The 26,000-nt window shown below is 66.6% G+C and carries 21 protein-coding genes; all 21 read right to left on the bottom strand.

Features of this window, described 5'->3' with window-relative positions:
- Window positions 1–188 precede the first annotated feature (188 nt).
- Complete coding sequence (locus MasN3_RS08705; protein WP_281913577.1) at window positions 189–1,235, bottom strand: TIGR03790 family protein; 1,047 nt, start codon at window positions 1,233–1,235, stop codon at window positions 189–191.
- A 95-nt stretch (window positions 1,236–1,330) separates the two neighbouring features.
- Window positions 1,331–2,071 carry a PEP_CTERM-anchored TLD domain-containing protein gene (locus tag MasN3_RS08700; RefSeq protein ID WP_281913576.1) on the bottom strand — a complete coding sequence of 247 codons (741 nt, stop codon included), beginning with the start codon at window positions 2,069–2,071 and terminating at the stop codon, window positions 1,331–1,333.
- Window positions 2,072–2,177: 106 nt separating this feature from the next.
- Window positions 2,178–3,596, bottom strand: a complete 1,419-nt coding sequence (locus MasN3_RS08695) for a mannose-1-phosphate guanylyltransferase/mannose-6-phosphate isomerase (RefSeq protein WP_281913575.1) — start codon at window positions 3,594–3,596, stop codon at window positions 2,178–2,180.
- Complete coding sequence (locus tag MasN3_RS08690; RefSeq protein WP_281913574.1) at window positions 3,593–4,771, bottom strand: NDP-sugar synthase; 1,179 nt, start codon at window positions 4,769–4,771, stop codon at window positions 3,593–3,595. Before MasN3_RS08690 ends, MasN3_RS08695 begins: the two co-directional genes overlap by 4 nt.
- A gap of 36 nt (window positions 4,772–4,807) precedes the next feature.
- Entirely contained in the window at window positions 4,808–5,806 is a 999-nt protein-coding gene (gene galE / locus MasN3_RS08685) for a UDP-glucose 4-epimerase GalE (protein WP_281913573.1), read from the bottom strand.
- A 196-nt stretch (window positions 5,807–6,002) separates the two neighbouring features.
- Window positions 6,003–6,803 carry a WecB/TagA/CpsF family glycosyltransferase gene (locus MasN3_RS08680; RefSeq protein ID WP_281913572.1) on the bottom strand — a complete coding sequence of 267 codons (801 nt, stop codon included), beginning with the start codon at window positions 6,801–6,803 and terminating at the stop codon, window positions 6,003–6,005.
- 26 nt (window positions 6,804–6,829) lie between these two features.
- A complete protein-coding gene (locus tag MasN3_RS08675) occupies window positions 6,830–8,794 on the bottom strand; it encodes a heparinase II/III family protein (RefSeq protein WP_281913571.1) in 1,965 nt (654 codons plus the stop codon).
- A gap of 38 nt (window positions 8,795–8,832) precedes the next feature.
- Window positions 8,833–9,939: a glycosyltransferase gene (locus MasN3_RS08670; RefSeq protein ID WP_281913570.1), complete on the bottom strand. Its 1,107-nt coding sequence runs from the start codon at window positions 9,937–9,939 to the stop codon at window positions 8,833–8,835.
- A 126-nt stretch (window positions 9,940–10,065) separates the two neighbouring features.
- Window positions 10,066–11,283, bottom strand: coding sequence for a glycosyltransferase (locus MasN3_RS08665; protein ID WP_281913568.1), 1,218 nt, complete (start codon window positions 11,281–11,283; stop codon window positions 10,066–10,068).
- Between the two features lie 122 nt (window positions 11,284–11,405).
- The gene (locus tag MasN3_RS08660) at window positions 11,406–12,365 is read right to left on the bottom strand and encodes a cation diffusion facilitator family transporter (protein WP_281913567.1); all 960 of its coding nucleotides are present in this window, start codon (window positions 12,363–12,365) and stop codon (window positions 11,406–11,408) included.
- Complete coding sequence (locus MasN3_RS08655; RefSeq protein ID WP_281913566.1) at window positions 12,352–13,212, bottom strand: beta-1,6-N-acetylglucosaminyltransferase; 861 nt, start codon at window positions 13,210–13,212, stop codon at window positions 12,352–12,354. The genes MasN3_RS08660 and MasN3_RS08655 overlap by 14 nt, the downstream gene beginning before the upstream one ends.
- 120 nt (window positions 13,213–13,332) lie before the next feature.
- A complete protein-coding gene (locus tag MasN3_RS08650) occupies window positions 13,333–15,567 on the bottom strand; it encodes a DUF4962 domain-containing protein (RefSeq protein ID WP_281913565.1) in 2,235 nt (744 codons plus the stop codon).
- 290 nt (window positions 15,568–15,857) lie between these two features.
- The gene (locus tag MasN3_RS08645) at window positions 15,858–16,679 is read right to left on the bottom strand and encodes a glycosyltransferase family 2 protein (RefSeq protein ID WP_281913564.1); all 822 of its coding nucleotides are present in this window, start codon (window positions 16,677–16,679) and stop codon (window positions 15,858–15,860) included.
- A complete protein-coding gene (locus MasN3_RS08640; protein ID WP_281913563.1) occupies window positions 16,669–17,889 on the bottom strand; it encodes a glycosyltransferase family 4 protein in 1,221 nt (406 codons plus the stop codon). The genes MasN3_RS08645 and MasN3_RS08640 overlap by 11 nt, the downstream gene beginning before the upstream one ends.
- Before the next feature lie 3 nt (window positions 17,890–17,892).
- Window positions 17,893–19,416 carry an oligosaccharide flippase family protein gene (locus MasN3_RS08635; RefSeq protein WP_281913561.1) on the bottom strand — a complete coding sequence of 508 codons (1,524 nt, stop codon included), beginning with the start codon at window positions 19,414–19,416 and terminating at the stop codon, window positions 17,893–17,895.
- Entirely contained in the window at window positions 19,416–20,879 is a 1,464-nt protein-coding gene (locus MasN3_RS08630) for an O-antigen ligase family protein (protein WP_281913559.1), read from the bottom strand. Before MasN3_RS08630 ends, MasN3_RS08635 begins: the two co-directional genes overlap by 1 nt.
- Window positions 20,880–20,903: 24 nt before the next feature.
- A complete protein-coding gene (gene epsI / locus MasN3_RS08625) occupies window positions 20,904–21,656 on the bottom strand; it encodes an exosortase-associated protein EpsI, B-type (RefSeq protein ID WP_281913558.1) in 753 nt (250 codons plus the stop codon).
- Entirely contained in the window at window positions 21,653–22,636 is a 984-nt protein-coding gene (xrtB, locus tag MasN3_RS08620) for an exosortase B (protein WP_281913557.1), read from the bottom strand. Before xrtB ends, epsI begins: the two co-directional genes overlap by 4 nt.
- 1 nt (window position 22,637) lies before the next feature.
- Window positions 22,638–23,537: a chain length determinant protein tyrosine kinase EpsG gene (epsG, locus tag MasN3_RS08615; protein WP_281913556.1), complete on the bottom strand. Its 900-nt coding sequence runs from the start codon at window positions 23,535–23,537 to the stop codon at window positions 22,638–22,640.
- A gap of 48 nt (window positions 23,538–23,585) precedes the next feature.
- A complete protein-coding gene (gene epsF, locus MasN3_RS08610) occupies window positions 23,586–24,992 on the bottom strand; it encodes a chain length determinant protein EpsF (RefSeq protein ID WP_281913555.1) in 1,407 nt (468 codons plus the stop codon).
- Between the two features lie 190 nt (window positions 24,993–25,182).
- A complete protein-coding gene (epsE, locus tag MasN3_RS08605) occupies window positions 25,183–25,971 on the bottom strand; it encodes a polysaccharide export protein EpsE (RefSeq protein WP_281913553.1) in 789 nt (262 codons plus the stop codon).
- Between the last annotated feature and the right edge of the window lie 29 nt (window positions 25,972–26,000).

Below are 26,000 nucleotides of genomic sequence, written 5' to 3'. Positions count from 1 at the left end.
GAAGTGTCCTGCTACGTGTTTAAGGGGAAATGCATTAGCAGAATGCAATTTATCATTAGCAAAATTGATATTAAATGAATAAATTTACATCCTGATGACAATATTTTTTGTCATCTTTTTTGCAACACGCGCATGGGGAAGGAATGGGAGTGTGCATAGCCCCATCTCCCATAGGAAAGAGCCTGGTTTCAGCGGGAACGGTATGGCGCCGCCAGGGGCTCACCAATGAAGAGACCCTGTGTTGGCCACGCAACACTCTTCCAGTAGGCTTCGATGGCGCTGTTGCCGCTCAGGTAATGGCGCAGCAGGACGGAAGGATTGGGGAATTTCTGCCAGTGGTTGCAGGGCTCGCTGACGGTGCCGTAGCTCGCGGTAGCGCCGGCTTCGAGCCAGCGCAGGCTGCTCATCTGGCTGCTGCCGAGCAGGTCGCCGCCCAGCGAGGTCAGGTGATCAGCCAGGGCGCCGGGCACGAAGCCGAGCGTCTCGAGCTTGGCAACATGCGCCATGCCGGTCTGGTAGACCAGCACGTCCTTCACCCCTTCCAGCACGTCGGCCTGCATGACGCGGGTGGACAGGCGGCGGCCGGGGATGCGGCCGGGACGCGGGAAGAAACCGACGCGGGTGTTGCGCGCCTTTTCCGAGGTGGCAAGATAGTAGGCGGTGGCCGGCACGGTGCGAAAGCCCGCCGCGACGCCGCGGTCGATCAGCGCTTTCGCCTGCTGTACGGACTCGGTGGGCAGCAGCATCGAGATGCGCATCCCGTGATCGCTGAAGGGTTGTGCCGATTTGCTGTTGAAATAAGGACTGGGCTGGCCGGGCGCGCAGGTCTTGGCGCACTGGCCGCCGTCGAAGCCGAGGGTGTAGGCGCCGGTAATCGCATTGCAGTCCACCGCATAGGGCGCGGTCCAGACCATCAGCACCGCCTGGACGCCGGGCCTGAGCTGGCTGTCGATCTCTTCCTTCAACAGGCGGAACTGGGCGGGACTGATCGACTTCGGTTTGCCGGGAATGCGCACGTGCACCACGTTCGCCGCCGGGATGTCGCGGCGCTTGCGGTAGTAGGCGCCGACGGCGACGCTGTTCGGATCCGCGTCATTGATGACGATGGCCAGTTGCTCGGGCTTGAGAGCGGACACGGCGGCATGGGCGGCCGGCGCGTGGAGGACAGCGGCAAGGCAGCAGGCAAAGATGGCGCGCAAAGGCGCACGCCAGGCGGTTGGCAGGTTCAGTCGCATGGATGGTCGCAAGGTGGACGAATGGCGGAGCCGGGCTCCGCCACCATCATGCCACAGCTTGCCAAAACGTCATGCAAGGATCCGCAGCCTGCTCCTCAAGGCTTGCGCGTCTTGCCGGCGGGGACCGCGGCGGCGCGGCGCCGCCATGCCGCCCAGCCCAGCACGCCCAGGCCGCCGATGAACATCGCCGTGCTGCCGGGTTCCGGCACCAGCGAGATCGAATACACCTCGAGGGCGTCGATCCGGAACAGCTGGCCGCCGGTGCTGCCGTCGATGATGCTGGTGCCCTCGGACAGTCCGTCGCCATAGCTCACCTGCCAGGACAGCGCGGCATTCAGGCGGTCGTTGACGAACAGGTCGGGCCCGGCGCCGAAGGTCGGGCCATGGTTGGGTTCGTTGAAGGTCTGGCGCAGGCCGCGGTTGGGCAGGATGTCGTCGGACAGGACCTGGCGCCACAGCTTGGCGTCGGTGAAGTTGAAGATGAAGGCGGTGCGCTGCCAGTCGCGCGGCGTTTCGTGCCAGCCGTCGGTCGACGACCAGCTCTGCGGATTGTAGCCGCCCACGACCCAGCTCTGGCCGAAGTCGTTGGTGACCTGCATCAGCGTGAAGTTCATGCCGGCGCCGTCGGCGGCGGCATGGAAGTCGCGCGAATTGTGGCCCTGCTCGCGGGTATAGATGTTGCGCAGGTCCAGCGGGCCGGCGCCGAGCCAGCGCTCGAGTTGGCCATACAGGGTCAGGTCCAGCAGCGGCGTGCCGTTCTGGGCATGCGCGGCCGGCGCGGCCAGACCCAGGGTCATGGTCAGGGCCAGGCCCGATGCCGCAAGCATTGTTTTCATGGATGCCCCCTCGCTCGGTTCAGTTGCGGGCATTGTATGCCCGCGTTCCGCAAGGGGTTCGCACGGTTCCGCTATGCAAGCGGACGCGGCGCTATGACGCAGGCTGTCAGGCGCGCTGGTAGATATCCTCGAAGCGGACGATGTCGTCCTCGCCGAGGTAGCTGCCGGACTGCACCTCGATGAGATCCAGCGGCAGCTTGCCCGGGTTTTCCAGGCGGTGGGTGACGCCGATCGGGATGTAGGTCGATTCGTTCTCCGACAGCAGGCAGACCTTCTCGCCGCAGGTGACGCGCGCGGTGCCCGACACCACGACCCAGTGCTCGGCGCGGTGGTGGTGCATCTGCAGCGAGAGCTTCTCGCCCGGCTTGACGGTGATGCGCTTGACCTGGAAGCGGTCGCCCGCATCGATGCCCTCGTAGTGTCCCCATGGGCGGTAGACCCGCGTATGGTGCAGGTGCTCGGTACGCGCCTTGGACTTGAGGTGGTCGACCACCTGCTTGACGCGCTGCACCTGGTCCTTGTGGGTGACCAGCACCGCATCCTGGGTTTCCACCACGACCAGGTCTTCCACGCCGACCACGGCCACGATGCGCGATTCGGCGCGCACCAGCGAATTCTTGACGCCGTCGAGGTAGACGTCGCCGCGCTGGGCATTGCCGTTGGCATCCTTCGGCTGCACTTCCCACAGCGCCGACCAGGAGCCGACGTCGTTCCAGCCGATGTCGGCGGGCACCACGGCGGCGTCACGGGTCTTTTCCATCACCGCGTAGTCGATCGAATCGGACGGGCTGTCCGAGAACGCCTTTTCTTCCAGGCGGCAGAAGTCGAGGTCGCGATACCCCGTGCTGACGGCCTTCTCGGCAGCCTCGGCAATGGCCGGCGCATGCTGCTGCAGCTCTTGCAGGAAACGCTCGGCATGGAACATGAACATGCCGCTGTTCCAGTAGTAGCCGCCCTCGTCCAGGAAGCCTTGCGCGGTGGCGGCATCCGGCTTCTCGACGAAGCGCGCCACCTTGTAGCACTCGCCGCAACCGGCGACCTGTTCGCCGCGGCGGATGTAGCCGTAGCCGGTTTCCGGGGTCTTCGGCACGACGCCGAAGGTGGCCAGGGCGCCCTGGCCCACCAGCGTGACGGCGCGTTCGACCGCGTCGCGGAAGGCGGCGCCGTTTTCGATCACGTGGTCGGCCGGCAGCACCAGCATGAGCGCTTCGGGGTCGATCGACTTCAGGTAGTGGGCGGCCGCGGCCACCGCCGGGGCGGTATTGCGGCCGACCGGCTCGAGCAGGATGCCGAGCGGGGTGATGCCGATCTCGCGCAGTTGTTCGGCCACCATGAAGCGGTGGTCATTGCCGCACACGACCAGCGGCGCCATCACTCCCGGCCATTCGGCCACCCGCAGCGCAGTTTCCTGCAGCATGGTCCGGTCCGCTACCAGCGGCAGCAGCTGCTTGGGCAGCACGGCGCGCGACAACGGCCACAGACGGGTACCGGCGCCGCCGGAGAGGATGACTGGATAAATTTTCATGCGCTAACTTTCTCTTTGATCTTTTGAATGGCGTTCTGGGCGACGCCGTCAATTTCCTTGCGGACCGAACGGCGGCGATCGCGCGCATTCAGCCATTCCTGCGACGAGTACTCGGAGGCATGCTTCATCTCGCCCTTGCGGTCGACACTGTAGTCTTTGAAAACGATCATTTCATGCAATGTTACATCATGCAACACCCGTGTGTATTCGAACAACATGCTACGCACGACCTCGGCGCCTTCGCAGATGTGGCTGCCGTGGCCGATCCAGGTCGGGCCGACGATGCGGGCGCCGGCTTCGATCTTGACGTTGGAACCGATGTAGACCGGGCCTTCGATGGTGGTGCCTTCCCAGTCGATGCTGGTGTTCAGGCCGGTCCAGACGCCCGGCTCGATCTGGATGCCCGGCACGTCCATGTGGTTGACCTCGCCGGTCAGCACGGTCTGCAGCACTTCCCAGTAGTCGCTCATGGTGCCGATGTCGAGCCAGTTGAAGGGGCGGCCCTGGGCATAGAACGGCAGGCCGCGCTCGGCCAGCAGCGGGAACAGTTCGGAACCGATGTCGAACGGCACCCCGGAAGGAATCAGGTCGATGACTTCCGGCTCGAAGATGTAGATGCCGGTGGAGATGAAGTTGGACTTGGCTTCGGCTTCGCTCGGCTTTTCCTGGAACTCGGTGATGCGCCCTTGGGCGTCGGTGACCACCACGCCATAGGACGAGACCTTGTCCCACGGGACTTCCTTGGTGATGACCGTGGCCATGGCGCCCTTGCGGCGGTGCTCGAGCAGCGCGGCCTTCAGGTCGAGGTCGATCAGGGCGTCGCCGCACAGCACGATGGTGGTGTCGTCGAAGAAGCCGCCGAATTCCTGGATCTTCTTCATGCCGCCGGCCGAACCGATCGGCTCGGGCACGACTTCGCCGTCGTCCTTGATGTAGCCCTCGAAAGAGTAGCCGATCTGGACGCCGAACTGGTGGCCTTCCCCGAAGTATTCCTCGATCTTTTCGTGCAGCCAGCTGACGTTGACCATGATTTCGGTCACGCCATGCTTTTTCAGGTGTTCGACGAGGTAGGCCATCACCGGTTTGCCCAGCAATGGAATCATGGGTTTTGGCAGGTCATAGGTGAGCGGACGCACACGCGTGCCCTTGCCTGCAGCGAGAATCATGGCTTTCATCAGACCGTCCTTTACATATGGGTTGTTTGGCTGTGCTTACTTGGCAGTGGTTTGGTAGCGCCACACGTCGGCGCACATCTGGGCGACGTCGCGCTCGGCAGTCCAGCCCAGCTCTTCGCGCGCCTTGGCCGGGTCGGCGTAGCACTGGGCCACGTCGCCGGGGCGGCGCTCGACGATCTGGTAGGGAATCGGGCGGCCGCAGGCCTGCTCGAAGGCGCGCACCATTTCCAGCACGCTGTTGCCACGGCCGGTGCCAAGGTTGTAGGTGACGATGCCCGGTTCCTTGGCCAGGCGATCGAGGGTTTTCACGTGGCCGATCGCGAGGTCCACCACGTGGATGTAGTCGCGCAGGCCGGTGCCGTCCGGGGTCGGGTAGTCGCCGCCGAACACGGACAGCTTCTCGCGCTGGCCGTTGGCGACCTGGGCGATGTAGGGAACGAGGTTGTTCGGGATGCCGTTCGGCTCTTCGCCGATCAGGCCGCTCTCGTGGGCGCCGACCGGGTTGAAGTAGCGCAGCAGCGCGATGCGCCAGCCCGGTTCAGCCTTGGACAGGTCGCGCAGGATGTCTTCGATCATCAGCTTGCTGCGGCCGTAGGGATTGGTGGCCGAGAGCGGGAAGTCTTCGCGGATCGGCACCGAGGCCGGGTCGCCGTACACGGTGGCCGAGGACGAGAACACGATGGTCTGCACGCCGAACTTGGCCATCGTCTCGAACAGGATCACGCTGCCGTTGACGTTGTTGTCGTAGTAGCGCAGCGGCTGCGCCACCGATTCGCCGACCGCCTTCAGGCCGGCGAAATGGATCACGGCGTCGACCTTGTGCAGGCCGAAGATGCGCTCCATCGCCGCGCGGTCGCGGATGTCGGCTTTTTCGAAGACGAAGGGCTTGTCCGTGATGCGCTGCACACGCTCCTGCACCGATGCGACCGCGTTGGACAGGTTGTCCACCACCACCACGTCGTGGCCCGCGTTCTGCAGCTCGACGACGGTATGCGAGCCGATGTAGCCCATACCGCCAGTAACCAGGATCTTCATTGTGTTTCTCTCTGTGATATATAAAATGTATTAATAATGTGGCAATCAATGGCGTAGCATATCACCGCTGCCCCGAAAACCCACGCACGACACCTGCGCCGGCCGCCATGGGGCGGTCAGGGTCGATGATGCGGTCTCCGTCCGTTCTTGTCTTGGGGCTTTTTGTATTCTTGCGCGCGCGGCTTCTGCGGTCGCGCTATCCTTGTTTGACTTGCCTGCCCCGGCTGGTCGACCATGCTTCCTTGAAAAACAGCTTGATGAAAGCCATGTCGTCGATAAAGTAGCGCCGGAACATGCGGCGCGGCTCCTGCAGGAAGCGGTAGAACCACTCGAGCCCGGATTTCTGCATCCACAGCGGGGCCCGCTTCACCTTGCCGATGGCGACATCGAAGGTGCCGCCGACACCCATCGCGAACGGAATCCGCATATGGGCCTGGTATTTACCGAGGAACTGTTCTTTCTTGGGCGAACTGATCGCCACGAACAGCAGGTCGGCATTGCTTAGACGGATCTGCTCCGCCACCGCACGCTCTTCCTCTTCGCCCTTCCAGTAGCCGTTGCGGTAACCCGCCAGCCTGAGCGCCGGGTACTTGCGGGTATAGGTTTCGGCCACCTTGCTGACGACTTCCTCGCGCGCGCCCAGCAGGAACACGCGCCACCCCTTCTCGCCCGCGCGCCGCATCAGGGCCTCGAACAGGTCGACCCCGGCGACCCGCTCCTTGAGCGGCTTGCCGAGCAGGCGCGAGGCCCACACCACCGGCATGCCGTCCACGTTGACCAGCGCGCAGTCGTTGATGATGCTGCGCAGTTCCGGGTCGCGGCTGGCCTTGACCAGCTTGTCGACGTTGACCACCACGTGCTGGTGTGGCAACCCGGACCCGATGAAGCCTTCGACCTTGCCCAAGGTTTCTTCCATCGTCAGGTTGTCGACCTGGCAGCCCATCAGGGTGATGCGGTCCTGGCCGGCCGGCGTGCTATGCGGGGTCTGTGCGTTCATGCGGTTTTCCCAATGATAACTTTTTGTTAATGCAGGAACGTTATTGTAAACCTGCATTCGACAGGGACGGCGGACGATACCGTCGTGATACGAAGTACTTCGCAAGCCCGCTTCGATTCATAGGTGCGCGAGCACCAGCCGAGCGGCGGGTTCTCGGCCCCGCGCACCAGTTCCAGCTGCAGGTCGGCGCCGCTGACACCCATCTGCAGCACGAAGCGCTTGCCGCGCACCGACAGGCCATGGCTGGTCAGGCGCACGTCGAGCTCGGGCGCGAAGTGCCAGAACAGCTCGACCTTGTGCTGCTTGCGCGCCGAGACCTCGTCGCGCACGGTCAGGGTGTTGCTGGCGCCGTCGAAGCGCACGCTGCGCATGTGGCGCACCGGGTCCGACAGGCGGGTATAGCCGTCGTGCGAGCCGCGGAAATCGAAGTCGCCCGGGCTGCTGGGCATGCGTTCGATGTGCGCCTGGGCCTTGCGCAGCCACATGAAGCGGCCGCCGCTGACGGACTGGTCCTGGCCGTCGATGCGCACCGTGTTGTGGCTTGACGTGCCGCGGAAGTAGTCGCGCCACTTCTGATCCTGCCAGTAGGAATAGGTGCCGGGATCGATCAGGCATTCCTCGCCGGCCACCGAGAGCGTCATCGCCAGCGCGTCGGCATGGCCGTGGGCGGCGATGCCGAGGTAGCCGAGCGGGCCGCAGTCGAGCATGCCCTTGATTTCCTGGTGCTCGCCGAAATGGTTGCCGAACAGGAGGTAGCCGCCGTCCGGGAAGGCCCAGCCGCTGTCGACCTCGTGCGGGTCGCAGTCGGGGCGCGGGCCGGGCAGCGCGTGCAGCAGCCAGCGCACGCCGGGATGGTTGTCGGCGTGGGCCCCGAACACGGTGTCGCCCAGCGCCAGCAGCTGGGCGGCGCGGTCCATGCCGGAGGCGTCGAGGCGGAACACGCAGCCGTCGTCGGCATCGCCCACCGCCGGCACGTTGCCGCCCACGTCGCGCACCGAGCGCAGGAAGCGCAGCGCGCGCTGCAGCGAGGCCCAGTAGGGGCGCGGGAAAGGCTGGCCGCAGGCCTGGCCCATCAGGCCGGCGACGAACAGGAATTCGCTCGAGAAGATGTGGTAGGCAAATGCCTGCTCGCGGTTGACGCCGTCGCGCGAGAATTGCAGCACGGCCTCGCGTTCGAGCTCGCGGCGCGCCTGCTCTAGCCAGTCGGCCGACTCCTTCCAGCACGGCCAGGTGCTGGCGCCCACGTACAGGCCGGCCAGCTCGCCGATCAGGTGGTTGTTGGCCGAGGAGTGGCGCGACAGGTGGCGCGCGATGCTGCGGCAGTGGGCATGGATGCTGCCCTGCCAGTCGGCGCGCAGTTTCTGGCCCGACTCGCCCTCGAACAGCGGACTGTTCTCGCCGCCCACCAGCTGCCATACCAGGCTCCAGTTGATCAGGCGGATGCCCAGTTCCAGCGAACTGGTCCAGTTGGGACCGGTAAGCGGCGGGCATTGCTCCAGCCAGCTGCGCAGCTGCTGTTCGAGCGCATGCAGCCAGCGCGAATCGCGCGTCAAGGCCCAGGCCTGGGCCAGGCGCACCAGGTGCAGGTGGCGGTTCAGCTCCCACACGTGCTTGATGTCGCCGACCAGCTCGCGGTTGGTGATCGCGATGTCGCCGGCATACACCGAGGGGCCGACGACGCCGGTGTCGGGATCGCGGTTCCAGGCAGTGGGCACGCCGACGTCGAAGCGGCGCTCGGCGAACAGCACCACGTGGCCGGCGCAGATGCGGTCGGCATCGAGCAGCAGGGCCTCGATTTCGGCGCCATCCAGGGTGGGTGCCCCATGCACGGCCAGCGTGCGGGCGCGCGGCAGCGGCGCGGGCGCCGTGCGGCCGGCCATGCGCCGGCCCATCCTGGTCGCGGCCGCCTGGCGGACACGGTAGCCCACTTCGGCCACCGACATGCAGCGCAGCCGGTTCACCAGCCAACCCAAGCTTCCTGTTGCGTTCATAGCTCTCCCCTCGCCTTGCGAAGTTGGTCGCGATGCTCTCAGGCAGTTGCGCTTTGGCGCAGTTGCCGGTACACCGCTGATAGTTGTCCGATCACGACGCCGGACTCGAATTCCTGCTCGATGGTGGCGCGGGCGCGCGCGCCCAGGCGCCGACGCTCGGCTTCGTCGCCGAGCAGCCTGCCAAGGGCGGCCGCCAGCGATGCCACATTCCCCGGCTCGACCATCAAGCCGTTGTCGCCGTCGCGCAGCGCATCCGGAATGCCGCCGACGCCGGTGCTGACCACCGCCTTGCCGGCCGCCATCGCCTCCAGCAGGGCCATCGGCAAACCTTCGGCATGCGAAGGCAGGCAGAAGATGGATGCACGCGCCAGTTCCTCCTGCTTGCGCTGGGCGGTCACCCAGCCCAGCTCGCTGATCAGGTCGGCCACGCCCAGGGCCGCGGCGCGGCCCTGCACCTGTTCCAGCTCGCCCTGCCCGCCGATCGCCAGCCGGACATGGGGAAAGCGTGCGCGCAGCAGCGCGAGCGCTTCGAGCAGTTCGTAGATGCCCTTGCGCGGCTCGACCTGGCCCAGGAAGAGGATGCGGCCCGGCTCGGGCGCTTCCTGTGCCGGAGGCGGCAGCGGCACGGAGTTCGGGATCACGACGATGTTGGCGCGCGGCGCGAAGCTCGCCAGGTACGCGGCCCAGCGGCTGGAGAGCGCGATGACGACCGAGCTCTTCTCGAGCGTGTGGCGGATCCAGCGCCGTTGCAGCGGGCTTGAGCGCTCGATGAAACGGTCGAAGCAGGCGCCATGCAGGTGAAAGACGGTCTTGGCGCCGCGCGCGCGCGACAGGGCCAGCAGCACCGACTTGCGCGCGAAGCTGCCGTTCGAGGCCGCGTGCGCGTGCACGACGTCGGGGCGCCGCGCCAGGCAGGCCAGGGTGCGCAGCAAGCCCTTGCAGGCGGCGCCGATCCGGACGGCGCGGCTGCCTTCGGCATGGGTCGGCACGTAGCAGACGCCTTCGCGCTCGAACAGGCCGTTCTGGCGCAGCAGCGAGACCACGGTGGCAACACCGCCGCGTCCGCCAGGCTCGGTGCCCAGCATGAGCACTTTGGGCGACGCGTGCGTCGCCGCTGGCGCTGCTGGTGCCGATGCCCGGTTCATGCCATGTGCCTTTCCTTCAGGTCCCTGCAAACGTATTTGCAGATTAGAAATTGTTTTGGATAGTACAACGGTATTTACTCCAGGAAGCGCACGATACGATGCCTGGCGGACCGAAGTGTTGCCGAATCACTTCTGGCGCGGCAGGATTTTTGTGTACGTTTCTGCAACAATCCGACCCAGAATAGCATAGGTCCGGTTGCTTCTTACGTACGCTGGACCACGTTTCGCCAACTCGGCGGCGAGCGCCTTGTCCTGCAACAGGCGCTCGACCGCAGCGGCAAACGGCGCCGCTTCCATCGGGGCGCACAGGCCCGCCCTGCTCTCGTCGATGACCAGTTGCTGGTCGGGGATGTCGTTGGCGACGCTGGGGATGCCCAGCGCCAGGTACTCCACCAGCTTGGTCGGCGAGGAGACGTCGAACAGGGTGCTGCGCGGGATCGGCGAGAGCCCGACCTCGGCCCGTACCGCATAGCCGAGCGCGGTGCGCTGGGGCAGCCAGCCGGTCAGCAGCACGTGCCGTTCGATGCCGCGGCGCGCGATCTGGGCGCGCATCCAGGCCATTTCGTCGTGCGAGGCGGCGTCGCCGGCCATCACCAGGAGCAGGTCGGGAAACCTGTCCTTGAGCCGCTCGGCCACGTCCAGCAGGAAGTCCGAGCGGCGCGCCTGGGCGATGCGGCCGAGATACAGGATGACGCGGCGCCCGTCCAGGCGCGGATCGATCACCGGCTCGACGCTGTCGCGGTCGAACAGGCCCGCATCGACGCCCATCGGCACCGCGGTCATGCGCGCGCGTTCGAAACCCTGGTTCGCCATCCAGTCGGCCATGGCCTCGCTCTGCACGAAGATGTGGCGCGCGCCCGGCAGCACCAGGCGGTAGATGACGAAGCGCGAGGCCCAGGCGCGCAGGGCATGGCCGAACCACAGCAGCCCCTTGCCGCGGCGGCCGATCTCGTCGCGCCGCACCTCGAAGCCTTCGACGATCGGGAAGGACATCCAGTAAACAAAAGGGACCCGCAGCACAGCGGCGGCGATCCGCCCGAGCAGGCCGGAAGCGATCTTGTCGCGCACCTGGATGCAGTCCGGCCGCCCGCGCCGCCGGGCGCGCAGCAGGCCGCGCAAGTCCCATACGGGCGACATGATCGCGGCGAAGCGCGACTTCAGGCTGCCGACCGTGTGCATGCCCCCGGCCGGCCATGGGCTGCCTGCCTCGCTGCCCGCCTGGCCCACCAGTTCGGTGTTCACCCCGTAGCGCGGCATCTCGGCGCCGAACAGGGTCGCCAGGTCGGCACGCAGCGGCGGCAGGGGATCACGGACGATGAAGGCGATGGACAGGGGCTTGCGCATACGGTTCTCAGGATGAGCGAGGCCAGCCGATTCTAGCGCAGGCGCTGGCGAGCACGGCTCGGGCGCGGCACGCTTATGTGCGCTACAGCACACCCGGGGGCAAAAAGGCGGCGTTGCGCGCTTCAGCGCATCGACGTGCGCAGCGCCGAGGCCTCGAAATAAATCTGGCGGATCACCGGATGCGCACTGGCGACCGCGCTCTCGATCCGGGCGATCGCCTGTTCTACCTCGTCGATGCGCATACCGCGCCGGAACTGCACCGACGCCGCCAGCAGGACTTCCTCGGGTCCCATCTGCATGGTGCGCAGGCTGCTCACGCTGTCCAGCGCCGGCTCGCTGCGAAACAGCGCATACAGCGCCGCCAGCTGGTCGCGGTCGATGCTCTCGCCGACCAGCAGGGCGCCGGTTTCGCGCGCCAGCATGATGGCCGCGCCGATCAGGAGGAGGCCGATCAGGATCGAAGCGGCCGGGTCGGCGTAAGGATTGTCGAAGTAATGCCCCAGCGCGATGCCGAGCGCGGCGATCGCCAGGCCCAGCAGCGCGGCGGAATCCTCGATGAAGACCGTGAAGACCGAGGCATCCTTGCTGGCGCGGACCGCCTGCCATAGCGTCGTTCCCGGCTTGCGCACGGCATTCAGGGCCTTGCGCGACACGTTCCAGCTATAGCCTTCGAACACGGCGGCCACGCCCAGCACGACATAGTTCCACAACGGGTCCTCCAGCGGCGGCGGGTTTTCCAGCGCATCGAGTCCATGGTAGATCGACAGCCCGCCACCCAGCGAAAACACCGACAAGGCCACGATCAGGGCCCAGAAATACAGCGACTTGCCATAGCCGAAGGGATGCTTGCGGTCGGCCGGGCGGCTGCTGCGCCGCTCGCCCAGCAGCAGCAGGAATTCGTTGCCGGTGTCCACGGCCGAGTGGATGCCTTCGGCCACCATGGCGGCGCTGCCGGTGATGCCGGCGACGATGAACTTGGCGGTCGCGATGCCGAGGTTGGCGACGATCGCGGCGTAGATGACCTTCTGGGATCCGCGCCGCGGCGTCCCGTCTGGATGGCCGGACTCCTCAGGCGGCGGCACGGCTTTCCTTCCATTGCACCAGCTGCGGCAGCAGCGCCGCGCTGGCCTGGCTGTCCAGCTTGCGGCAAAAATGCGCATGCGAGGCGCGGATGCGCTCGAAGTCGCCGGCGTCCAGGACCTTGGGATTGCGCGCCCCCTGTTCCGGCCACTGCACGTAGCGGAAGTTATCGGACAGTACCCGGTCGGCGAAGCGCGAATGCATGACCAGGGTCTGGAACAGCATCTCGTCGGGGCACTGGACGGTGCGCATGAAGCGCGTCAGGCGCGGGTGGGCGTCGAGCAGGCGCAGCACCTCGGCCACGCAGCCGCGCGACAAGGCCCACCAGGACGATCCCCCATGCGGCGCGAAGCCGTCCGGCATGCGGCGGCGGCGCCCGGTGGCGCGCAGGACGCGGTTGGCCAGGCCGCAGGCCAGGCGCTCCAGCTGCCCTCCCCCTTCGCGGTAGAAGAACTGGTAGCGGAAGTCGACGTTCCAGCCGCCCGGGCGGATCGGCGCCGTCTCCAGCAATTCATGCTCCTTCAAGCGAACGAGTTCGCGCTTGAGCAGGGCGTTGGGCAGCAGCGGGAAGTCCTGGGCCGAGAGGAAGACGAGCTTGTCGAAGTCGGGCTGCTCGCGCAGGATCTGGCGCAGCGACACCAGGGTGGCCTCTACCTGCGAGAAGCCGCCCCAGCGCACGTCGATGCGCGGCGCCACCTGGCGCGCGGCGCGATGCAGGTCGGCCGGGTCGAGCGCGCTCTTGCGGTCGAGGTGGACGTAGACCGTGAAGTCGGGGTCGGACAAGGCCTCGACCAGCGCATTGAGCTGCTCGACGTCCTTGTGCGCACAGATCAGGAATACCTGCTTCATCACTCTCTCCCGCCTTGGCGACCGCCAATGAAAAAAGTCCCCTGCGGCGTGGGCCGCAGGGGACTTGTGCCGCGCGCCGAGTCTAGCATGGCACGCAGGGGGAACAGCGCCCGCTTACATCTAGTTGATGGTCACCGACTGGCCGCCCACCGTCACGGTGCGCACCGAACCCGAGGTCGAGATGTTCACGGCCGGCTTCTTGCAGCCGACGTCGAGCAGCACCAGGTACTCGGCGGTGGTGTTGGCATTGGCCTTCAGGTAGAAGGCGCCGTGGTCTTCGATCACGTTGGTCTTGGCGCCCGGGCCGATCCACTTGGCGAAACTGGCGTCGCCGTTCAGCGAACGCAGGCACAGCGACTGTCCGCCGGCCACGATCTTGACGTTCTGGGCATTCTCGACCGTCATGATCACCGGCGTGTGGATGTTCCACTCGTAGGTGCGGGCCACGGTGCTGGACAGGCGGTCGCGCACCAGAATGGCGTTGCCGGCATTGCGCAGGTGCCAGACCTGGCGCTTGGCCATGGTCAGCTGGCCGCCATAGGACGGGGTGGCATCGCCTTCGGCATAGTCATAGGTCGGCTGGGCGGTGAAGGCGGTGATCCTGCCGTTGCGCTGCAGCTGCTCGCGGTAGCCGGTCACCATCTGGCCCTTGCCGCCGTCGAAGGTGATCGCGTTCTGCGAGCGGGTCTGGTGGTACCAGTCGGTCCAGTACGGCGAGCCGTACCAGTCGTACCAGCCGGCCTTGACCAGCATCGGCTGGCCGGCGATCGACAGCAGCAGGCCGTTCTGGTCGCCATGGCTGTGGTTGAACGAGCCGTAGGGGCTGGACTTGAAGAAGGTCGAGATGCGCGCGCTCGAACCCAGGTCGCTGTGCATGGCGACCCAGCCGATGCTCGGGTAATAGGCCGAGTTCTGGGGCGCTTCCAGCCAGCTGGTATAGGTGACCGGCAGCGGGTATTCGGCCTGCAGCAGCGACATCGCGTCTTCCATGCCGGTGGTGTTCTTCACGTACCAGGCGGCGCGCGGCGACCACATGCGGGTGGCAAAGGCGCGGAGCACGCGCGGGTCCGGCTTGGTTTCCGAAGCGTCGCCGAAGGCATGGGTACGCGCGCCCGGCGGGGTGAATTCCATCGCGAAGTCGAGAAAACCCAGGGTCCAGGGCTTGCCGAAGAAGTTCACGCCGCTGGCATGGGTCAGCGGGTCCCACAGGGCCAGCAGGTAGCCGGCCGCGTACTCGGCATAGGCGGTGCCGTTGGCGTAGCCGCCTTCCGGGCCGCTCCACGGGTTCGGGCTCAGGGCGTAGGCGCGGAAGGAGAAGTCGAACCACTTCTCGGCGTCCGGGATGTCGCCCAGGGTCAGGGTCGAGATCAGGACCAGGAACACCAGGCTGGTGTTGCCATGCGAGTCGAACGGATACTGGTCGAGGCGGCCGTTGTCGCCGGCCAGGTTGTTGTAGATCTCGGTGGTGCGGATCTTGATCGCGCCGAGCCAGCGCGCCTTGCGGGTGCCGTCCAGCGCGCCGCCCAGCAGGTCGATGGTCTTGGCCAGGCCCCAGGCGATCTGGCGGGTGGCCTGGTCCTGGTTGGCGTAGCTGGTCGGGCCGGACGGATTGAGGGCGGCGAGTTCGTCGCCACGGCGCAGCGCCTCGGTCAGGAACTGGCTCTCGCCCTTGAGCTTGTACATCAGCGCCGCCGCTTCCATCTGGCGGGTCGCTTCGTTGATGCGCTGGCGCACGTCGGTCTGCTGCGAGGCCATGGCGGCGGTCAGCGGCGAGGTGATGACGATGTTCCAGCGCGAGTCCGACAGGCTCGGCACGGCGCTGACCTGGGCCTTGACTTCGTTGCCGAGGCGGCTCAGGTAGGGTTCGAGGGTGGTGCGCTTGGCATAGTTCCAGGTCGAGAACGGGGTCACCGAGGACGGCAGCGAACGCGGACGCGCTTTCGACAGGATGCGGCTGCGCAGCGTCGCGTTGTCCGGCACCTCGAACTTGGTCGACTTGCTGGTGATCGAGAAGTTGCGCGGGGTCGACCATTCGTTGCTGCCCACCGGGCGCACGCGCCAGGTGTAGTTGCCGAGGGCCAAAGCCTTGGTCGGCAGGTACCAGTTGCGCTCGACCACGGCGCGGGTCGGAGTGCCGCCCACCGGCGTGATCTCGACCTCGTAGCTGGCCGGACCGGTCGCATGGCGGGCCCAGGTGAAGCCAGGAGGATTCTGCGCCTGCACCGAGTTCATTTCAGGCTTGGCCTGCACAACCAGGGGATCGGTCGACTGGACCCAGTCGGCACGCGCGGAAACGCTCGCGAACAGCGAGGCGACAGCGGCCATCAGGACCAGGCTCTTCCGTTGAAATTGCATGTGGGTACTCCGAGAAAAAAATCTTGACATCCATGCGCCAGGCCGGGCTGGCCGGCTGGCGGGAGAACAATTGGCTGCGCTACAGAAACTACTTACTTGACAGCAGTTATGCTACCCCAAAGTAAGTTGAGCACAGGCAAATTCCCCAAAGAAATCACACATTTCTTCCTTGCTTTGCGGAAATCCCACGACAAATTTTCAACTTTTACCGAATAATATTTGCAGGCTTCTAACGACTCTAAACTGCCTGGAAAGACAAAACGGCAAAGCTGTCGGAAAGCTATCTCCTTTCATTGCGCCGGCACGGCGCGCGCCTCGGCCTGCAGCTCGCGCACCCGTTTCAGGTAGCGCAGGCAGTAAATACCGAAGGCCAGTGGCGCCTTGTCCATGTGGCGTCGGCGCACGTTGAATTCTTCCTGGCGCGCCTTCAGGCGGTTGGCCGAGGACACGCTGCCCGCATGGTCGCGGAACACGGTCAGGGGCTGGTCGATCATGGCCGGGCGCGCCACCGCGCCCAGGCGCAGCCACAAGTCGATGTCCATGGCGTACTTGAGCTTCTCATCGAAGGCCCCCACGCGCTCGAACGCCGACTTGCGGATGAACACGGCCGGGTGCGGGATCGAGCTGCGCCCGGCCACGAAAGAGCGGTAGGAAAAGGCCGGCATCGCGTACGGCGGCACCATCTTGCCGTCCTTCAGGACCTGGATGTTCCCGTACACCCAGTCCACCGGCCGCTCTGCCGCCTGGGCCTCGTCGAAGGCGCGCTTGACGGTGGCCAGCACGTCGGGCCCGTTGTAATAATCGTCCGAATGCAGATGGGCGATGTACTCGCCCCGTGCCGCTTCGATGCCCTGGTTCATGGCGCGGCTGATGCCGCCGCCGACGTCGCGCAGCACCCGCTTGTTGCCTGGCCTGTCGCGCATGTAGGCGGCGATCATGTCGAGGGTCTCGTCGGTGGAGCCGCCGTCCACGAAAATGTGTTCGTAGTCCTGGCAGGTCTGGGCCTGGACCGAGGCCAGGGTATCGGCCAGGGTCGCGGCACTGTTCCAGGTGCAGGTAACGATGGAAAAAGTCGGCTTGCCGGCGGCAGGGGTCGAAGAATTATTGTGCATAGAAGTCCACGATCTTGGGAAGGGCCTGGAAAACGTCCATCCCGGCGATTGCCGGCAATGGACGCGCCTGGGCCGGCCGCGCCAGTTCGTCGACGAGCTGCGTGACCAGCTCCTCCATCGACGTGGCCAGGCGCAGCTGGCCGGGATAGGACTCGTAGACGGCAAGCTCGGGGTTGCCGCCGCGCGCCAGGGCCAGGCAGGGTCGGCCCAGTGCCAGCGCTTCGAGAATGGTGGTGCCGCAGGGTTCTTCCCACACCGAGGGCACCACGCAGGCATGGCTGGTGGCGGTCAGGGCCACCACGTCCTGGTTCGCTTGCCAGCCGAGGAAGCGTATCTGTTCGCTCGCATACTCGGCCTCCAGGCGCGCGCGCAGCGGGCCGTCGCCGACCACCAGCAGCTGCGCCCCGGCCGGCAGGCGCGCGCGCGCCGCGGCCAGGAATTCGGCGAAGCCCTTGCCGGTATCGATGCGCCCGGCCAGCAGCACCTGCCCCGGCCTGGGGGCGCCGCTGGCGCTGGCCAGGCGCGCCAGCTTGCGGTAATTGATGAAGTTGTGGATCACGCGCGAGCGCCCCAGGTCCGCATGCGGCAGCGTGCGCAGGAACTGGCGGCGCAGGAAGTCCGACACGAAGATCGTCTTGTGCTGCGCGAACGTGCGCTCGGTCTCGCCCCGGTAGCGCGCCACCGCGTGGCCGGACAACAGGGTGCGCACCGGCCCCGGCGCCGCGTGGGCGCAGCCGGCGCAGGCGCGCGGCGAGGTCGCCTCGCACACGGCGCCGTTTCTGAAGCGCAGGTGGGTCACGCATTCGCTGCCCTGGTCGTGGCGGGTCTGGACGAAGTTCAGGCCGGCATCGACATACAGCCCGGTCATGGGCAGGTGGCCGTGGTAGTGCACCACGTCGTAGTCGCCGATCCTGCGCGCATGCGCGGACAGCGCGCGCGCCACCCTGGCGGCGAACCAGGGCCGCTTGGCGGGGTTGAAAAAGCCCAGCTGGGCTTCCTTCCAGCCGACCCGGCGGAAGTCGAACCCGGGGATGAATTGCCCGTGGAAGCCGATTTCCTCGGCGCTTTTCGGGTGGGCCCGGTCCGAGCGGCCCATGATGTCCACGTGGTGGCCTTCTTCGAGCAGGGCATTCGACAGCGTGACGACATGCTTGGCCAGGCCGCCGAGCTGGGCGCCCGGCAAATCTTCCGACACCATCAATATCCGCAAAATCTAGGCTCCTTTCGCCTGCCAGCGCGACCAGCCGGCCTTCAGGCGCGACCATGCCATCAGCCGGTCGTCGCGCTCGACGACGAACAGCGCGCCGTGCACGCCCAGCAGCAGCACGGTCACGCCGAGAATGAACACGAAATCCCAGGCGCCGCGGTCGAACAGCTGCTCGGCGGCGGTGGCGGCGACCGCCACCAGGACCACGCCGAACAGGCCCGGCGCATAGCCCTGCCCCAGCAGCCGTCCGAGGGTGGTCGGCACGGTGCGGCCATGGACGTAGACCAGGAACACGCTGGTAAAGACGAGCGAGGCCACCAGGTGGCCCCAGGCGGCGCCATCGATGCCCCAGCCAGCCACGCCGGTGTAGACGATGGCCAGGCCGGCCAGGGCGCGGGTGACGGCGAACAGGCCGGACACGCGCGGGTGGCCCATGCCGTCGTTGACCAGCGACGGCAGGCTGGTGAGCGAGTCGACGAACTGGGACAGCGCCATCACGGCCAGCACCATCGCGCCGGCGCGGGCGAAGTCCTCGTTCATCCAGTAGCCGAGAATCTGGTGCGCGAACACGGCCACCAGCACCAGGATCGCGGCGTTCAGGAAGACCACGTAGCGGGTCGCCTTCAGGTAGACGCGGTCGAGGCGCGCATACTCTCCGCTGGCGGCCAGCGCGCTGGCCGCCGGGAAGAACACGCCCGACAGGCGGAAGGTCAGGCTCAGCACGCGGTTGGCGAGCGTGGCTGCCACCGTGAAATACGCCAGGCCGGTGACGCCCACCAGGGCGCCGATGATCAGCTTGTCGGCATGGGCATAGGACAGCGTGGCAAAGCGCGACAGGAAGGAGTAGGCCGAGAAGCCCAGCAGCGCATTGCGGAAGGCGCTTCCCGGCCAGCGCCAGCGCAGCCCGGGCAGCAGGCGCCGGATCGCGCCCCACAGGATCGAACAATGCAGGGTGCTGGCGGCCACCCGCAGCAGGATCACCTCGAACAGCCCGTAGCCGAGCAGCAGCACGCCGACGGTGGCCAGGGGCACCAGGGTGCCGAACACCATTTCCAGGCGCGCCGAGATGTCGTAGCGCATCAGCGACTGCGGCACGCTGTTCAGGTAGCTCTGCAGCTGGCCGGCCAGGAAGCCGAGCGCGGCCAGCCGCAAGGTGGCGGTCGCTTCGGGAACCAGGTGCTGGGGCACCGCGAACACGCCGCCGACCAGCCAGCCGGCGCTGAAGAACAGGCCGAGCGCGCCCAGCAGGCCGATGCCCGCGTAGGTAGCGAGGCCGAAGGACACCGTCTCGTGGATGCGTTCGTCGTCCTTGCGCGCATTGTGCTCGGCGATGTACTTGACCGACCCGGCGGTGACGTTGATGTCGATGACGGCGAAATAGCCGACGATGGCCGTGACCAGCGAATACAGGCCGTAGCCGGCGTCGCCCAGGCCCTTGACCACCAGGGGCACGGTGCCGAGCATGACCAGCGCGGGGATGGCCGCGCCGAGCAGGTTCGACCAGGCGTTACGGGCAAGACGCAGGTTCATCAGGCGGGCACCAGGTGGGGACGCGGCGGCGTGAAGGGTTTCACCGCGGGCCTGGTGACCGGCGTCGCCCTGGCCACCGCCATCGCCAGGTAAGGCAGGGCGATGCAGATGGCCAGCATCTGGCTGGTGCGCACCTGCGGGAACGGCGTGCCGATCAGGAAGTCGGGAATCATGAAGGCGAGCCCCGCCACCCCGGCCGTGGCCAGGCCAAGCAGTTCCGGCGGTAATTGCTTGAGAGCGCGGCGCGCGAACAGCACGAAGGTGATCAAGGTGCCGAACAGCAGCGCCATGCCGATCAGGCCGCTCTTGAGGGCGATGTGCAGCACCCCGCTATGCAGGAACAGGCCGCCGTCCGGGTTCTGCTGCCACGAGATGTACTGGTAGCCGGTGTACCTGCCCCAGGTGCCGATGCCGGTGATCGGGTTGGCCAGGAAGTCGCCCAGCGCGAACTTCAGTTCCAGCACCCGCTCGCTCTCGGGCCCGAAGCGCTTGGACTGCATGTCGTAGACCAGGCTGGACAGGCCGCTGCCGGCCCCCTTGGTCTGCGACAGGCGCTGGACCGCGACGTAGGTGAGCGCGGCCCCGACCACCGGCAGCCCGGCGGTCATCAGCTGCATGCGGCGCTTGAGCGGGAAGCGCATCATGATCACCAGGAAGGCCAGCATGAAGCCGATCCAGGCGCTGCGGCGGTAGGACAGCAGGATGCACAGCGCGGTGGAGATCAAGGTCATCCACTCGATGGCGCGCCAGAATTTCGGGCGGTCGGTCTTGACGGTCTGGAACAGGTGGACGGCGGCGATCGCGAAGGCGATCGTGCACACCAGGCTGTCGTTGATGTCGAAGAAGGTCAGGCGGATCTTGATCGCGTTCAGGTTCGCATACACGTTGTTCGGGTCGCCCCCGAAGGCGGCCCAGCGCACCAGGCCGAACAGCGAGCGGCACAGGCCCACGATCAGGATGAAATGGGTCAGCTCGAGCAGGTGTTCGCGGGTGCGGAAGGACAGCAGCATCAGCGAGATCAGCGGCGCCATCCAGACGATGTTCGAGAAGCCCTGCGGCGTCAGGGCCTCGGCCACCGTGACGCCGTTCATCAGGCCCACGGCGAGGTGGCCGAGCAGCAGCGCGAACCAGGCCCAGAACCAGGGCCGCAGGTTGCAGGCCGGGGTCGGATAGCGCTGGAAGGTGGCCGCCACCCGGGCGCAGGCCCAGGCGCCCAGCACGTACCACAGCACCAGGCCGAACAGCAGCAGGCCGGAGCCGCGGCTGTAGATGCTGCGGGTGGCGAAGATCGCCATGTTCCCGTAGCTGGTGGAGTTCATGCAGAAGTAGACCGCCAGGTAGGGGTAGACCAGGAAACGCGGCCATGCGATACCGATGCCGATCCCCGCGACGGCTGCGATCGACAGGCCGATGATGAAGGCCCACGGCAGCGAGTAATAAATGTATGGGAGGATCGTGTTCATCGGCGCTGTTGTCTTTCCCCTGTGTCAGCCACGCGCCGCGCCGTGCGCCGCCGGCGCCGCCGCGGCGGCGGCGGGGGCGGTTTCCGGTGCACCCGCCAGGTCCGCGCCCAGCAGGCGGGTACGGTCGCGCGGCGCCATGACGCCCAGCATCTCGGCGACGAAGCGGTCCTGCACCCCGTAGGCCTGGGTCTCGTTGGCCTGGATGGTCGAGACCCTCACCAGCATGCCGTCCGGGATTTCTCCCGACAGGCCGTAGGCCAGGCGGCGCAGCTTCTGCTGGATGCCGGCGCGCGCGGCGTGCTCGCCGATCGTGATCCAGTAGGTGATCGGCTCGTTGCGCTCGTGCAGGCGCGCCACCAGGCGCTTGACCGGCAGCTCGCCGAAACGGGTCGCCAGGCTGTCCTCGGCGTCCTTCTGCATCTGGAAGCCCTGGGCCACGTAGCAGACTTCGGGCAGGTGCAGCTGCAGCGCCTTGCTCTGGTCGCCGCCATAGGCGATCGACAGCATCACGCGCTGTCCCTGGCTGTTGATGTAGGTGCGCGACAGGGTCTGGTCATAGATCTTTTCCAGCATGCTCTGCTGCTCCGGATCGGGCGCGAGCGGCACCACCGAGGGGTCGATGCGCCAGTCGCCGAAGCGCTGCGGGATCATTTGTTCCAGGCTGAACTGCTCATGCGGCTGCAGCACCCGCGGCTTCGGGGTGAGCGCCCCGGTCAGGGCCGAGGTGCCGGCCATGGCCAGGCCCAGCACCACGCTGATGGCGAAACGGCGGTTCATGTTGCCTCCTTCAGGGTGCCCGGCATGCGGCGGCCGCCGCCCGCGCCCGGGCCGCCGCCGCGCTTGCCGCGGCGCTTGATCCACCATTGCAGGCCGTTGTCGACTGCCAGGATCAGCAGCAGCGCGGTGACGAACAGCACCATGCCGGCGAAGCCGTGCAGGAAGCCCTGGCCGGCGGCATCGCCGAAGTAATAGGTGATCAGGGTCAGGGCGATCACGCGGATCACGTTGGCCGTGAACGAGATCGGGACGATCAGGATCGCCAGCGTGATGTTGCGGAAGGCCGACGGGTGGCGCATCAGGTTCAGGTAGAACAGGCCGAGCGCTTCCAGCGTCAGCAGGGTCTGCAGGCCGGCGCAGGCATCGGCCACCAGCAGCTGGTACTGGCCCATCTGCAGCACCACGCCCGAGCGCGAGATCGGATAGCCCAGCGCGAACAGGATGTGCTCGGTCACCCAGGACACCGCCATCTTCATCGGCATCGTCACCGCCGCCACCAGCTCGCTCGGCAGCGGGATCAGGAACAGCATGAAGAAGAACGGGAACCACAGCACGCGCAGTGCGCGGCTGCCGAACTTGAGCAGCACCAGGGCCGCCATCACCACCACGATCGAGGCCACCTCGAACATCAGGATCTTCTGCGAGCGGCCCAGCAGGTGGAACATCAGGCCGATCGCCAGCACCGGCCAGCCGGCCCAGCTGCCCTCGGGCTTGGAACCGACCGCGGCCATGACCTCGGGCCATTTGCGCCAGATGAGCCAGAGCGCCAGGAAGAAAATGATGGGTCCGTGGCCCTGCTCTTCGCTGATCCAGGCGCCGGTGAACAGACTGTAGAAAGTGGGACCGAACAGGATCGCCAGGCCGGCATACACCGGCCACCACTCGGAAACGGAGCCCTTCAGGCCATCGAGGGTCCCTGCCAGGGTCGGGGGCGGGAGTTCCGCCTGCGCCCTTGCGTGATCTGGTGCCGCCGTCGCCATCTCAGAACTCCACCACCACCGAGCCGACCACTTCGGCACCGGATTCGGCCATCTGCTCGGCCATGCGGCTGATGTTGGAAATACGGGTGCGGTGCTTGCAGGCCACCAGCAGCACGCCGCCGGCGCGCCCGGCCACGGCCAGCGCATCGGCGCCGCTGGCAAACGGCGGCAGGTCGTACAGCACCACGTCGTAGCGCGACTCGAGCTGGGTGTTCAGGTTGCGGAAGCCTTCGCGCGCCAGCAGTTCCTGCGGGTTCGGCGGCAGCGTACCGGCCGGCATCAGGGACAGGTCGACGAAAGCGGGAACGCGCTGGATCACGTCGAGGTCGGCGCGGCCGGCCAGCAGGTCGGACAGGCCCTGGCGCGGCTTGACCCCGAACATCTCCTGCTGGCGCGGGCTGCGCAGGTTGGCGTCCACCAGCAGGGTCTGCTCGCCCAGCTGGGAGAACACCACCGCCAGGTTGGCCGCGAACAGGCTGGAACCGTCTTCCGGGGTGACGCCGGCGATCGCCAGGGCGCGCCGTCCGCGGGCGAACCAGCGCAGCATCAGCTGGCTGCGGATCGCCCGGAGGGCTTCGACCTGCGGCGAGAACGGGTCGTAGGCGGCCACCAGCTTGGGCGACAGGTTGGCCTGCCCTTTCTGCAGATAAGGATAGGAGAACTGGCGCGCCAGCACCTGCTGGATGTCTTCCTCGCTCACCAGGCCCAGGCGCACGGCGGCTTCGCCGAAGCGGATCCCGAGGTCCTTCTGCATGCGCAGGACACGCTCGGCACTCTCGGGGGTGAGCTTGCCGGAATCGAGCAGCAATGCGCCCATGCTCGAATCGGCCTGAGCCCCGTTGTGCAGTGCGCCCTCATGGGGTGCACCGGTCGGCAATGCGGATAGCACGGATGAATTCATGGTCGTGTCCTATTCTTGTCTGGTTCGGATGCGCGCGCGCCGTGCGCCTCAGTTCAGGCGCAGCAGGCGGCGCGGGGTCATCAGCGCGCGGATGCCGCCGCTGCGCGGACGCTTCATGCGCCATTCGATGGTGCCGAGCACCGGGATGCCCAGCATGTCCTTGACGTCGCCGGTCGAGCGGACCGGACGGTTGATCAGCTCCAGCAGCAGGGCCAGGCCGACGCCGAGGATGGTGCCCAGCAGGATCGACACCAGGGTGTTGAGCAGCACGCGCGGGCCCGAGGGCGCGGTCGGCGGCACCGCCGGGTTCAGGATCGAGATGTCGGACTGCTCGGCCTGGGCCTCGATACGGGTCTGCGAGAAGCGGTTGCTGGCGGCGTCGAACGCGCGCTGGGCGCTGTCGAGGTCTTTCAGCAGCACGCCGAGTTCGTCGCGGGTGCGGTTCAGCTCGAGCACGCGGGTCTTCTGGGCGGCCAGTTCGGCGCGCAGCTCGGCCTCGCGCTGGCGGTAGACCTGGGCATTGGCGCCCACGCTCTTCGACACGCTGCCCAGCGCGGCATTCAGTTCGGCGCGCATCTTGCTCACCTCGGCCTGGGCCGACTGGTAGGCCGGGTGGTTGCGGCCGTAGCGCGAGGCCGCTTCGGCCAGCTTGGCCTCGCCGCTCGCCAGGCTCACGCGCAGGCTCTGCACCAGGGCGTTGTTGGCGACGTCGGGCGAGCCGACCCCAGTGGCCATGCGTTCGCGCGAGCTGGCTTCCATGGCCTGGGTCTGGGCCGCGACCAGCTGGGCCGACAGGTCGCTCAGGCGCGACAGCTCGACGTCCACCCGGTTGTTGTCGAGGCTGACGATGCCCTTCTCCTGCTGGTATTTCGACAGGCGCGCCTGTGCGGCTTCCAGGTTGTCGCGCAGCTGCTTGGTCTGTTCGTTGAAATAGGACGAGGCCTTCTTGGCCGGCTCGGTCTTGAGCTGGACGCTGATCTTCTGGTATTCGTCGGCGAAGGCATTCGCGACGGCGGCGGCGAAGGCCGGGTCGGCACCCTTGAAGCTGATCTCGACCACGCTCGATTCGCGCGAAGGCATGATCTCGAGCTTCTTCAGCAGCAGGTCGGCCAGCCAGTCGCGCACCGTGCCCTTGCCTTCGCTGGCTTCGCGCCACTGGGCCTGCACGGCCGGGCTGGAAGCCAGGCGCAGCGAATCGACTACCCGCAGCGCCACGTTCTTGCTGGTGATGATGTCCATCTGGGTGGCCATATAGCCCGGCATCAGGTTGCCGGGCATGGTAAGTCCGCTGACCGGGTCCACGCCCTTGTAGTTCAACAGCACGGATGCGGTTGCCTTGTAGGTCTTCTGCTGGATCAGGCTCCAGCCCAGCGCGAGCAGGACGGTGACCAGCAGGGTCCCCAGGATGATCTTCTTCCTGGCAAGCAGGATCAGCAGGAATTGATGAACGTTCATGGCCTTACCTTTGCATCAGATGCCTTGACAGCGGGGTGGACAAAACGGGTGAAGCTTTAAACAGCGTTTCGTAGGGTGGGCGGGTTCCCCGCCCACGCGGTGATAGTCGGATAATGAATAGCCGCGCAGGCTGCAGTACCGTGATTTGACCGCGTGGGCGGCTGAGCCGCCCACGCTACGTAAACCAACGTCAGAACCAGGACTCGCGGACGACGATGACATCGTCCACTTGTACGGGATCGCTTGCCTTGACATCAATCGTCACCGGGTTGCCATTGCCATCCTTGCGGGTAACTTTCATGCCGTTATTGCTGCCACGCATGCTCAGGCCACCGCCGGCCGAAACGGCCTGCTGCACGGTCATGCCGCGCTCGAGGCGGAACGGTCCCGGACGCTGGACTTCGCCGGTGACGTAGGCGCGCGGGGCGCGCTCGACATAGATGATGTCGCCGCCGGCCACTTCGTAATCCTTGTTCAGCTCGCCCTTGCGGACCATGTCGACCACGTCGATGGTCTCGCGCGTGGTGTTGCCGTCGCGGGTGCGCACCAGGTTGATGATGTCGCCGCCGTCGCCGTGGATGCCGCCGGCCATGGCCAGCAGGTCGAGCACCTTGCGGCGCCCCTCCACCGCGTAGCGGCCCGGACGGTTCACATAGCCCAGCACCGACACCTGCTGGCTGGCCAGGGTGGTCACCAGCATGTTGACCTGGGCCTTCTTGAGGTAGCCGCCCTTCTCGAGCATGTCGCCGATCTTCTTCTCGGCCGCGGCGACCGACAGGCCGCCCACCGCGACCTGCCCCAGCAGCGGGAAGGTGATGTTGCCGCTTTCGCTGACGCGGGTCTCGAGCGAGAGGTCGGGGCTGCCGTAGACCGACAGCTTGACCACGTCGCCCGGTCCCAGCAGCACCTCGGCGGCAGCGGCGACACCCATGCTCAGCACGAGCGCGGTGGCCATCATCCACTTGACGAATCGTTTCATGATTGCTCCTTCTATTTGTTTTTGGGTCG

Source organism: Massilia varians (assembly GCF_027923905.1).
Classification (GTDB): domain Bacteria; phylum Pseudomonadota; class Gammaproteobacteria; order Burkholderiales; family Burkholderiaceae_D; genus Telluria; species Telluria varians_B.
Note: the sequence above shows the minus strand (reverse complement) of the source record. Positions and strands in the feature narration are given on the sequence as shown.